12 protein-coding genes and 1 rRNA gene are annotated in these 11,183 nt (G+C 75.9%); 10 read left to right on the top strand and 3 right to left on the bottom strand.

What is annotated here, in order from left to right:
* Positions 1-9 precede the first annotated feature (9 nt).
* A 5S ribosomal RNA gene (gene rrf, locus ACI794_RS07130) occupies positions 10-126 on the top strand.
* A 181-nt stretch (positions 127-307) separates the two neighbouring features.
* Here rrf and ACI794_RS07125 read toward each other — a convergent pair.
* Complete coding sequence (locus ACI794_RS07125; protein WP_456615981.1) at positions 308-1,231, bottom strand: hypothetical protein; 924 nt, start codon at positions 1,229-1,231, stop codon at positions 308-310.
* A 237-nt stretch (positions 1,232-1,468) separates the two neighbouring features.
* Between ACI794_RS07125 and ACI794_RS07120 the strand changes: the two genes are divergently transcribed.
* A complete protein-coding gene (locus ACI794_RS07120; protein ID WP_456615980.1) occupies positions 1,469-2,515 on the top strand; it encodes a tetratricopeptide repeat protein in 1,047 nt (348 codons plus the stop codon).
* 96 nt (positions 2,516-2,611) lie between these two features.
* A complete protein-coding gene (locus ACI794_RS07115; protein WP_456615979.1) occupies positions 2,612-2,971 on the top strand; it encodes a single-stranded DNA-binding protein in 360 nt (119 codons plus the stop codon).
* 16 nt (positions 2,972-2,987) lie between these two features.
* Here the strand turns inward: ACI794_RS07115 and ACI794_RS07110 are convergent, their stop codons facing one another.
* Positions 2,988-4,295, bottom strand: coding sequence for a DUF1015 domain-containing protein (locus tag ACI794_RS07110; RefSeq protein ID WP_456615978.1), 1,308 nt, complete (start codon positions 4,293-4,295; stop codon positions 2,988-2,990).
* A 99-nt stretch (positions 4,296-4,394) separates the two neighbouring features.
* Here ACI794_RS07110 and ACI794_RS07105 point away from each other — a divergent pair, with 99 nt between their 5' ends.
* Positions 4,395-4,820 (top strand): tetratricopeptide repeat protein, encoded by a 426-nt coding sequence (locus tag ACI794_RS07105; protein ID WP_456615977.1) that lies wholly within the window; start codon positions 4,395-4,397, stop codon positions 4,818-4,820.
* Positions 4,817-5,926, top strand: a complete 1,110-nt coding sequence (locus tag ACI794_RS07100) for an HAD-IIA family hydrolase (RefSeq protein WP_456615976.1) — start codon at positions 4,817-4,819, stop codon at positions 5,924-5,926. Before ACI794_RS07105 ends, ACI794_RS07100 begins: the two co-directional genes overlap by 4 nt.
* An 11-nt stretch (positions 5,927-5,937) precedes the next feature.
* Here the strand turns inward: ACI794_RS07100 and ACI794_RS07095 are convergent, their stop codons facing one another.
* Positions 5,938-6,267, bottom strand: coding sequence for a sterol-binding protein (locus ACI794_RS07095; RefSeq protein WP_456615984.1), 330 nt, complete (start codon positions 6,265-6,267; stop codon positions 5,938-5,940).
* Between the two features lie 175 nt (positions 6,268-6,442).
* On the opposite strand from ACI794_RS07095, the gene ACI794_RS07090 reads away from it, so the two are divergent.
* The 5 genes from ACI794_RS07090 to ACI794_RS07070 all read left to right on the top strand — a co-directional run bounded on the left by ACI794_RS07090 (position 6,443) and on the right by ACI794_RS07070 (position 11,157).
* Entirely contained in the window at positions 6,443-6,724 is a 282-nt protein-coding gene (locus tag ACI794_RS07090) for a hypothetical protein (RefSeq protein WP_456603902.1), read from the top strand.
* Complete coding sequence (locus ACI794_RS07085) at positions 6,724-7,521, top strand: TlyA family RNA methyltransferase (protein ID WP_456603903.1); 798 nt, start codon at positions 6,724-6,726, stop codon at positions 7,519-7,521. Before ACI794_RS07090 ends, ACI794_RS07085 begins: the two co-directional genes overlap by 1 nt.
* Complete coding sequence (locus tag ACI794_RS07080; RefSeq protein WP_456603904.1) at positions 7,518-8,570, top strand: NAD kinase; 1,053 nt, start codon at positions 7,518-7,520, stop codon at positions 8,568-8,570. Before ACI794_RS07085 ends, ACI794_RS07080 begins: the two co-directional genes overlap by 4 nt.
* Complete coding sequence (recN, locus tag ACI794_RS07075; protein WP_456615975.1) at positions 8,545-10,374, top strand: DNA repair protein RecN; 1,830 nt, start codon at positions 8,545-8,547, stop codon at positions 10,372-10,374. Before ACI794_RS07080 ends, recN begins: the two co-directional genes overlap by 26 nt.
* Positions 10,375-10,437: 63 nt before the next feature.
* Positions 10,438-11,157, top strand: coding sequence for a methylase (locus ACI794_RS07070; protein WP_456603906.1), 720 nt, complete (start codon positions 10,438-10,440; stop codon positions 11,155-11,157).
* Positions 11,158-11,183 lie beyond the last annotated feature (26 nt).

Here is an 11,183-nt window from a genome sequence, read left to right as displayed (position 1 = left end):
TCACAGAGTTACGGCGGCCATGGCGAGAGGGAAACGCCCGGCAACATTCCGAACCCGGAAGCTAAGCCTCTCAGCGCCGATGGTACTGCCCTGGAGACGGGGTGGGAGAGTAGGACGCCGCCGGACATACTTCACCGAACGGGGGTCAGAGCGAGTGCTCTGACCCCCGTTCGCTTTTTCCATGTCCGCCGCCGGCCGTCCTGGTCGTGTGCGGCGTCTAGCCAAGAGGTACCTAGAACAGATGACTGCTCCGCGACGTGGCCCTGGTGGGTCCGACTCCGGCCGAGGGCGACCGGCGTCCCGCGGCTCACGCCCTCAGGGTGATCGCCGTGGGGGTGGAGGCGCCGTCCCTCGCGGCGATGCGCAGGACCGTCGCCCGCAGGGCGACCGTCCCCAGCGCTCCGATCGTCCGTACGGTGAGCGTCCGCAGCGGCCGCAGGGCGACCGGCCCCGCGGTGACTGGCAGGACCGCCGCCCGCAGGGAGACCGTCCCCAGCGCGCGGAGGGTGACCGCCCGCGCAACGACTGGCAGGACCGCCGCCCGCAAAGCGGCCGTCCCCAGCGCTCCGATCGTCCGTACGGCGACCGTCCGCAGCGGCCGGACCGCCCGTACGGCGACCGTCCCCAGCGGCCGCAGGGCGATCGGCCCCGCGGTGACTGGCAGGACCGCCGCCCGCAGGGTGACCGTCCCCAGCGGCCGCAGGGTGATCGTCCCCGTGGTGACTGGCAGGACCGCCGCCCCCAGGGCGACCGTCCGCAGCGTTCGGACCGCCCGTACGGCGACCGTACCCAGCGGCCGCAGGGTGATCGTCCCCGCGGTGACTGGCAGGACCGCCGCCCCCAGGGCGACCGTCCGCAGCGTTCGGACCGCCCGTACGGCGACCGTCCGCAGCGGTCGCAGGGTGATCGTCCCCGCGGTGACTGGCAGGACCGCCGCCCGCAGGCTGACCGTCCGCAGCGGCCGCAGGGTGATCGACCCCGCAATGACTGGCAGGACCGCCGCCCCCAGGGCGACCGTCCGCAGCGTTCGGACCGCCCGTACGGCGACCGTCCGCAGCGGTCGCAGGGTGATCGTCCCCGCGGTGACTGGCAGGACCGCCGCCCGCAGGCTGACCGTCCTCAGTGGTCGCAGGGCGATCGACCCCGCGGTGACTGGCAGGACCGGCGCCCGCAGGGCGACCGTCCCCAGCGTTCGGACCGTCCCTACGGCGACCGTCCCCAGCGGCCTCAAGGTGACCGTCCGCAGCGTTCGGACCGGCCCCAGGGTGACTGGCAGGACCGCCGTCCCCAGGGTGACCGGCCTCAGCCGACCCAGGGTGATCGACCCCGTGGGGATTGGCAGGACCGGCGCCCGCAGGGTGACCGTCCGCAGCGGACCCAGGGCAACTGGCGTGAGCGCCGTCCGGAGGGCAGCCGGTCGGCTGCGGGCACGCAGGACCGGCGACCACCGGTGCCTGCCGGTCCCGAGGTGCCCGAGTGGGCTGACCCGCGGGAGCTCGACCCCGCCATCCGCGCTGCGCTCCGAGGCCTCGACCCGCGGAACTCGGCCAAGGTGGCCGGCCACCTCGTCGTGGCGGGGACGCTGGTCGACGAGGACCCGGCGACCGCCCTCGCCCATGCCCGGGCTGCCCGTGATCGGGCTTCCCGCTTGGCGGTCGTCCGCGAAGCCGTCGGGGTCGCGGCCTACCACGCCGGCGACTACGCCGAGGCTGCCCGGGAGATCCGCGCCTACCGCCGCATGAGCGGTGACCAGGGCTACCGGGCCGTGCTCGCCGACTGCGAGCGCGCGCTCGGGCGCCCCGAGGTGGCAATCCGCCTGGTCAACGAGGCGCTCGGTGAGTCCGTCGACGAGAAGGAGGCGGTGGAGCTGCGCCTGGTCGAGGCCGGCGCGCGCCAGGATCTCGGCGAGGGCGCGGCGGCCCGGCTCGTCCTCGAACGGGCGCTCGGCGGGCGCCCGGATCCCTCCTCGCTGGAGGCAGGCGACCCCGGGCAACTGCGGCTCGCGGCGGCCTACGCCGAACTGCTGCGCACGCAGGGCGACGAGGAGCGGGCCGACCAGTGGCTCGAGGCCGTCGCGGCGATCGATCCCGAGCTGGCCGGTGAGGACCTGGGCGTCGAGTTCAGCGAGATCGACGGGATCGACGCGCCTGGCGAGCAGCTCACCGACGAGGTCCCCGCGCGTGAGGTCCCCGTGGAGGACGTCCCCCCGGGCGAGGTGTCCGGGGACGAGGTGTCCGTCGACGAGGTGTCCGAGGACGAGCCCTCCGAGCACGTGCTGTCCGTCGACGAGATCTCCGAGGACGCGTTCCCCGTCGTCAAGTTCAGTGACGAGGAGCTCGCGGAGGACGACGTCCTGGGCAGCGCGCTGGTCAACGATGCCGGGGAGAGCACCCGGTCGATGACTTTCGCCGAGGAGGTCGAGGCCGAGGTCGCCGAGCTGCTGGGCGAGACCGGTGACGACGACGCGTCCGGTGCCGAGGGGAGCGACGCGGTGGGGGACGAGCCGCAGGGCTGACCGGCAGCAGCGTGCCGCTCGTCCACACCTGGGCTGTGCGTCCACAGATCGGCCGAGCCGGGCGCCGTGGGCGCCTCCGCCGAGCAGGCTGCGGTCATGAGCGTGGCTGTGATCGATCGCAATGACGTGGTCCTGCGGGGGCGGCTGTCCGCCCCCGCAGAACTGCGCACCCTGCCGAGCGGTGACGCGCTGGTGAGCTTCCGACTGGTGGTGCGCAGACCGGGCCGGAGCGTGCGCGGCCGGACCGTGGACGTCCTCACCTGCATCACCTACGACCGGGGGCTGCAGCGTCGCGTCGCGGCCTGGCAACCGGGTGACGTCGTGGAGGTCGAGGGCGCGCTTCAGCGTCGCTTCTGGCGCACCGGCTCGGGCACCGCCTCGGTCTGCGAGGTCAACTGCCGGCGCGGACGCAAGATCCCGCGATCGGCGGTGCGGGCAGCCGAGGAGACGGCGTGACGCTGCGGCCCGCCGCTCAGCCCGCGAGTGGGCGCAGCACCAGGCCCGTGCGCGGCTTCGGTACGAAGAGCGTGGACTTGCGCGGCATGCGGGCGCCGGCGCGTGCGACCGCGGCGACGTCGGTGGGGGAGGGCGCGCGCAGCAGCACGGCCACCCCCGCCCGTTCCACCGCGGCGGACAGGGCCTCCTCCAGGCTGTGGGCGATCACGACGGCGCTCACCGTGTCCGGTCGCGCCCACAGCGCCTGCAGCAGCCCGTGGTGCGCCAGCACCACGTCCAGGTCGCGCCACGCCGGAGGCGCCTCGGCCGGGACGGCGGCACGGACCTCGGGTGCGGCAGCGGTGAGCCGCACCAGGCGGCTGCCGTCGCTGAGCAGCAAGCCCCGCTCGGCCGGATCGCCCAGCCACGCCCGCGCGGCCGCGATGACCGCCTCGGTGCCCGTTCCGTCGACCGGCACCTCCGCTGTGACGAAACCGTGGGCAGCTCCCTCGACCGCCTCGTCGAAGGCCAAGCCGGGGACCACGCGGTGGATCGGGTCGACCCGCAGACCACCGGGGCCCATCGGCGTGACCAGCGCGAGGATCGCGTCGGATCCGGCGGCGCCACCGCGGGTGGCCGCATGAGCGCGTGCCGCCGCGAAACGGTGGTGCCCGTCGGCGATGACCGCCCGGGTGCGGGAGAGCGCCTGCGTGGCTGCCTCGAGGGTCACCGGGTCGGTCACCCGCCACAGCCGGTGCAGCACCCCGTCGCCGTCGCGCAGTGCCAGGGTGGGGGCCGTCCGCCGCACCGACCCGGTCACGAGGGCCACGTCCGGCTCGGGGTCGTGGGCGAGCACGATCGGCTCCAGGTCGGTCCGGGTCGCCGCGAGCAAGGCCCACCGTCCCTCGACCGCCACGGGATAGGTGTCCTCGTGGGGGAGCACCGCGGCGGAGCCGACGGCCGGAAGGGCCACCGCACCGAGCCAGCCGACCGTGGCCGGCCCGCCGTCGGCAGGCTCCATCTCGTAGAGCCACAGGGCAGCGACCTCGTCGCGCACGAGCACGCCCTCGTCCACCCACGACGACAACGTGGCGGCGGCGAGGTCGGCGGAGGCGCCACCGGACCGCTCGTCGACCTGGGGGAGGATCAGGCGCACGATGTTGTACGGGTCGGCATCGGCCAGCCGGGCCCGCCCGGCCGGCGTCACCAGGTCGTAGGCTGGCGAGCTGACGCGGGCCAGGTGCCCGGGATCCCGGTCCCGGTAGGTCAGCGCCCGGAACGGCCGGACCTCCAGGCCCGGGCCCGACCTGGGTGGCGTTCGGGGTCCCTCCGACGACGAGTGCACGACGAGGATCGTAGGAGCGCCACCGGCGGTCGCCGTCGGTCGCTCCTCGCGGACCGGCGCACCGGTGGGGTCCGGCAGCGGTCGAGGAAGGGGGCGACGGTGTCAGCAGCAGGCGCACCGGACGATCGCGGGGGAGCCCGCGAGGCGCCTGCCGGCGGTGTGTACGACTGGTACCACCGCGGGCTGGAGCTCCTCGCCGACGGGCATCCCGACGCCGCGGCGACGCTCCTCGCCCGGGCGGCGGAGGCGGAGCCGGGATCGCGCAGCGTCCGCGAGGCGCTGGCGCGGGCCCAGTACGACGCCCACCGCTACCCCGAGGCGATCGAGAGCTTCACCGATCTCATCGCCTCCGACCCCGCCGACGACTACGCCCGGTTCGGCCTCGGTCTGGCCGCCAGCCGCGCCGGCGACCTGGCCCTGGCCGCCGAGCAGTTGGCACTCGCCGTCGCCATGCGGCCCGACCTCACCCACTACGCCCGGGCGCTCCGCGAGGTCCGGGCCCGCCGGAGGAGGGGGTCGGCGTGAACGACCGCACGATGCTCCCGGAGCTGGCTGCCGGCTGCCCCGAGCCGCCGGCCCGGCGGTACGACGTGGCGTTGCTCGATCTGGACGGGGTCGTCTACGTCGGTCCCGACGCCGTCCCCGGTGTGCCGGCCGCGCTCGCCGGTGCGCGCGCGGAGGGCATGCGGCTGGGCTTCGTCACCAACAACGCCGCCCGCACGCCCCAGCAGGTGGCCGACCACCTGACCGAGCTGGCGGTGCCGGCCGGTCCGGACGACGTCATCACCAGCTCCCAGGCGGCCGCGACCGTCGTCGCGGAGCTGCTCGGCGTAGGTGCGCGCGTGCTGCCGGTCGGTGGCCCCGGCGTCGCCGCTGCGCTGGAGGCGGCCGGGCTCACGGTGGTCACCGGTGCGGACGACGAACCGGAGGCGGTCGTCCAGGGCTACGGCCGAGAGGTCGGCTGGGCGCAGCTCGCCGAGGCCGTGGTCGCCGTCCGCAACGGCGCCCGGCACGTGGCGACCAACGCCGACGCCACGATCCCCTCGCCGCGCGGCCCGCTGCCCGGCAACGGGGCGATGGTCGCCGTGGTCCGGCAGGTCACCGGGCGCGAGCCGCTGGTCACCGGGAAGCCGGACCCGGCGATGCACGCCGAGTGCGTCCACCGCACCGGTGCGGTGCGACCGCTCGTCGTGGGCGACCGGCTCGACACCGACATCGAGGGAGCCCGGCGCGCCGGCGCGGCCAGCCTGCTGGTGTTCTCCGGGGTCACCGACCCGGCCACGCTGCTCGCCGCCGGCCCGGAGCACCGGCCCGACCTGCTCGCCGCCGACGCCTCCGGCCTCCTCCAGGGGCACCCGCCGGTGACGGCGGAGCACCGGACGTGGCGGTGCGGCGGCTGGACGGTCCGGCAGGCCGAGGGAGCGGATGCCCTGGAGCTGCGTGGACCCGACGACGTCCCGGAGGGCGCAGCCGGGGCCGGCTCCGACGGGCTCGACGGGCTGCGCGCCCTCTGCGTGGCGCACTGGGCCGGTCATCCCCGGGAGGGTGCGCCGGTGCGCGTGCTGGCCCACGGGCCGGCGGCGAGCACGGCTGCACGGGCCTGGGGCCTGGCAGGGGAGACCCAGCGCTGACGCGCCCGCCCTCAGATCAGCTTGCGCAACCTCAGGAGGTCCCGCAGCCCCGCCTCGAGCTTCACCCGTCCGCCGGCCCACGCCGGGCCGAAGGAGAGCCGGCCATCGGTGAGGGCCACCAGGTCCTCGCTGCTCATGGTCAGCCGGATGTCGGCCTTGGGCACGGCCGGGCCGTCGGGGACCGCGTGCAGGTCCCGCACCGACCCCGAGCTCAGCCGGCCGAGGACCACCTGGTCGAGATCGGTCAGCCGGCAGGAGAGGCTGCGGTCGAGCCCCGCCGCCGCAGGGTTCGCGGCGAGGTCGCCGAGGATCCCCGACAGGGCGGTCATGCACTGGTCCATCGTGGCCACGCGGAGGGATCTCCCCTGGGATCGGCGGTGGGTGCGGTCGCCCGACGCTATCGCGCTGCTCCGTCGGCCCCGTCGGCGTCGTCCCCGGCCGGTAACCTCCGCTGCAGACGGCGGCGCGCCCGCGAGCGCCCGTCCCGGCCCGCCCCCTTCCCCCGAGAGGTGCTCCGTGACCGAGCCGACCGCACCGCGACCGGTGCCAGGGCCCTACCGCCCTGGGCCCGCGCCGGTCGCCGTCCCCGGGGCGGCGCCCTCGGCGGGCCCGCGGCCGGAGCCGGCCGCCGCGGAGGAGGCGACGGCGACGCAGGCGGAGGACGAGGCCGCGCGCACGGAACGCGGCGACGGCCGGCTGGACGGTCTCGACGAGCTGCCGGTGTCCGAGCACGTCGCCGTCTTCGAGGCCGAGCACGCGCGCCTGCAGCGCGAGCTCGGCACGATCGACCCGCGCTGATGGCCCGTCGCAGCCGGCTCGACGCCGAGCTCGTGCGCCGCGGCCTGGCCCGGTCGCGCGAGCACGCGGTGAGCCTCATCGCGGAGGGGCGGGTCGCCGTCGCGGGTCAGGCGGCCACCAAGCCGGCCACCGGCGTCGAGGCGGGGACCCCCGTCGTGGTGCGGACCGACCCCGACGAACCGTCGTGGGTGTCCCGCGGCGCGCACAAGCTGCTGGGCGCCCTGGAGGCCTTCCCCGTCCCGGTCGAGCAGCGGCGGGCGCTGGACGCCGGCGCCTCCACCGGGGGCTTCACCGAGGTCCTCCTGCGACGCGGGGCGGCCGAGGTCGTCGCCGTCGACGTCGGGTACGGGGAGCTCGCCTGGCCGCTGCGCACCGACGACCGGGTGCAGGTGCACGAACGCACCAACGTGCGCACGCTGACGCCCGAGGCGATCGGCGGTCCGGTGGAGCTCGTCGTCGCCGACCTGTCCTTCATCTCGCTCCGCCTGGTGCTGCCGGCGCTCACCGCCTGCGCCCGTCCGGACGCCGACCTCCTCCCGATGGTGAAGCCGCAGTTCGAGGTGGGCAGGGAGCGGCTCGGCGCCGGAGGCGTCGTCCGTGAGCCGGAACACCGGGTGCAGGCCGTCCTGGAGGTCGGGCGGGCGGCGCAGGCGCTGGGCTGGGGCACCGCCGGCGTGGTGGCCAGCCCGTTGCCGGGGCCGGCCGGCAACGTGGAGTTCTTCCTCTGGCTGCGGTCCGACGCCGGGCCGATCGAGGAGGACGCCGTCCGTCGAGCAGTCCAGGAGGGACCGCAGTGACCCAGCCCAGCACGGCAGCGACCGACGAGCGGACGACCCGGCGGGTCCTCCTCACCGTGCACACCGGGCGGGGGGACATCGTCGAGCTGGCCCGCACGTCGGCGGCGCGGCTCCTCCGCGGCGGCATCGGGGTCAAGGTGCTCGAGGACGAGGCGCCCGACCTGGAGATCCCCGGCGCGGAGGTGGTGCCCTGCGACGAGAACGCGGCCAAGGACGCCGAGATCATCATGGTCTTCGGGGGCGACGGCACCTTCCTGCGCGCCGCCGAGCTCGCCCGGTACACCGACGCCGCGCTCATGGGCGTCAACCTCGGCCGGGTCGGTTTCCTCGCCGAGACCGAGCCCGAGGCGGTCGAGGAGACCCTGACCGCCATCGAGGACTGCGAGTACTCGGTGGAGGAGCGGCTCGCCATCCAGGTCGACGTGGTCGACGCCGGTGGCACGGTCGTCGGTGGGACGTGGGCGCTCAACGAGGTCTCGGTGGAGAAGGCCGAGCGCTCCCGGGTGCTCGACGTCGTCATCGCGATCGACGGGCGGCCGCTGACCAGCTTCGGCTGCGACGGCGTGCTGTGCGCGACCCCCACCGGCTCCACCGCCTACGCGTTCTCCGCGGGCGGTCCCGTGGTCTGGCCCGACGTGGAAGCGCTGCTGCTGGTCCCGAGCAATGCCCACGCGCTCTTCGCGCGGCCACTCGTGACCTCGCCGAACTCGGTGGTCACCGTGGCGGTGCCCGCCGACGGCAACCAGGCGCGGGTGTCCGCGGACGGGCGGCGCACCCTCGACGTCCCCGACGGCGGCCGCGTCGAGGTCCGCCGCGCGAGCCGGCCGGTGCGCATCGCCCGCGTGCACGCCTCGACCTTCGGCGACCGGCTGGTGGCGAAGTTCGGCCTCCCCGTCCGCGGCTTCCGCGACGCCCGCCACGCCGGCCCCGGCCACGAGCTGTTCACCAGCCGCAACGTGCTCACCCGCGACGTCGTCGTCCCGGACGGCGCGGAGGCCCCGACAGCGGCCCGGGAGGTGAGCGGTGGCGGCACGGACGACGACGTCTGACGAAGGACCCTCCTGCCCCCCGCACCTCGCTGGCGCTCGGCGCGGGCCCCTGCAGGAGGGCCGTTCCAGCAGGGCGACCGGACGGCTCTCGGAGCTGCGAATCCGCGGCCTGGGCGCGATCGACGACGTGACCCTGGAACTCGGCCGCGGCCTGACGGTCGTGACGGGCGAGACCGGCGCCGGCAAGACGATGGTGGTGACCGGGCTGACCCTGCTCTTCGGCGGGCGGGCGGACCCCGGGCGGGTCCGGGCCAGCGGCCGTGCCGGGGTGGAGGGACGGCTCGAGCTGCCGCCGGAGTCGCCTGCCTGGGCGCGGGCGGCCGACGCCGGCGCCGATCCCGACGACGACGGCAGCCTCATCCTGGCCCGCACGGTCAGCGCCGAGGGCCGGTCGCGCGCCTACCTGGGCGGCCGGAGCGTGCCGGTCGGCGTGGTCGCCGAGCTCGCAGAGAGCCTGCTCGCGGTGCACGGCCAGACCGACCAGCTGCGGCTGTCGCGCCCGGCCGAGCAGCGCCGGGCGCTCGACCGGTACGCCGGCGCCGATCACCTGGCCCTCCTCGACCGCTACCGCGAGGCCCACCGACGCTGGCGGGAGCTCGCCGCGGACCTCGACCGCCGGCGCGGGCAGGCCCGCGAGCTGGCACAGGCTGCCGACGTGCTCCGCCACGGCCTGGAGGAGATCGCCGCCGTCGCCCCCGAGCCCGGTGAGGACGACGCGCTGGACACCCAGGCCAAGCGGCTCAGCGACGCCGACGCGCTGCGGGCCGCGGCGGACGAGGCCCGCACGGCGCTCGTCGGCGACGTCACCGGTGACCTGGGCGCCGGCGAGGTGCCCCAGGACGCCACCGCGGCGCTGGCGATCGCCGAGCGCGCCCTGGCCGGCTCCGACGACCCGACACTGGTGATCCTGGCCCAGGACCTCGCGGACGCCGTCGCCGTGGTCTCCGACGTCGCCGGGCAGCTCTCCGGCTACGTGGCCGACCTCGACGCCGACCCCGCCCGGCTGGCCGAGGTGCTCGACCGCCGGGCCGCCCTCACCGCGCTCGTCCGCAAGTACGCCGACCCCGGCGCCGGGGTCGCCGGCGTGCTGGCGTGGGCCGAGGACGCCGCCGGGCGGCTCGCCGAGCTCGACGTCTCCGACGAGGCGCTCGAGGCGCTGGCCGCCGAGCGGGACGCCGCCCGGGCGGAGGTCGACCGGCTGGGCGCCGAGATCTCGGCGGGCCGGCGGGCCGCCGCCGAGGGGTTCGCCACCGAGGTGGGTGGCGAGCTGGCCGGGCTGGCGATGAAGAGCGCCCAGGTCTCCTTCAGCATCGACAGCCGCCCCGACGACCCCGGCCCCGAAGGGATCGACGAGGTCGCGCTGCTGCTGGCGGCACACCCCGGGGCCCCGCCCCGCCCGGTGCACAAGGGCGCCTCCGGCGGTGAGCTCTCCCGCGTCATGCTCGCCATCGAGGTCGTCTTCGCCGGCGCCGACCCCGTCCCGGTCATGGTCTTCGACGAGGTCGACGCCGGTGTGGGTGGCCAGGCGGCGGGGGAGATCGGGCGGCGGCTGGCCCGGCTCGCCCGCGACCACCAGGTCGTCGTCGTCACCCACCTCGCGCAGGTCGCGGCGTTCGCCGACACCCACCTCGTCGTCGACAAGTCACCCGACACCGGCGCGGGGGTGACCGCCACCGACATCCGGTCGGTCGACGGCGAGGACCGGGTGCGGGAGCTGGCCCGCATGCTCTCCGGCCTGGCCGACAGCGACACCGGCCAGGCGCACGCGCGCGAGCTCCTCGCCGTGGCGGCCGCCGCCCGCTGACCGGCGTTCCCCGGTGCGGGTGACCGGGGAGTGCGCGGCGGACACCCGGGGTAGGGGCTGTCGGTGACGTGCTTCTCCTCGACCGACGAGTCCGCGCACTACGGCTTCTCGGTGTGCATGCTGCTCAGCCAGTACCGCGACCAGCTCGGCTGGGTCGAGGAGGCGGTGGACGAGCTGGGGACCGGTGACGCCACCGCCATCTCCGACGTCATCCGGTCCCTGCCCGGGCTCCGGGTGCGGAGTTACGACATCAGCGCCCCGTCGGTGGAGCAGGCCCGCGCCAACATCGCCGCCCGCGGCGTCGCCGACCGGTACACCGTCGAGCTCGGCGACTTCTTCGACCAGGCCGACTCCGCGGGTGGGCGCCCGGCCCGGACGGTGATCTCCAACCCGCCGTACATCCCCGCCCCCGACCGCGAGATCCTGATGCCCGAGCTGTGGGGCGGCGTCCGCGGCAACGACCTGGTGCTGCAGCTGCTCAAGGTCGGCTACACCGACGTGATCACCGCCGTCGCCAGCTACTCCGATCCCGAGACGACCGTGCGCACCGCCGAGGAGCTCGGCTACCGGGTCGTCAACTTCCTCGCCATGGGGCTGGACTTCGGGCCCTACAGCAGCGAGCCCAAGGTGCGCGACCACATCCGCCGGCTCTGCGCCGAGGGCCACGGCTGGGCCGGCGAGGACGGCTACATGGTCGCCGTCGCCCTCTTCACCCGTGACCCCGAGCTGCCCGGCGACCGCGGCGACCAGCTGCTGGGCTCACTGCAGATCAATCCGTCCTGACGAGCGGGGCCCGGAGGGTCCCCGGG

It is taken from the genome of Blastococcus sp. SYSU DS0541 (assembly GCF_054050875.1).
The sequence above is the reverse complement of the archived record's forward strand: the minus strand, read 5'-3'. Positions and strand labels throughout refer to the sequence as shown.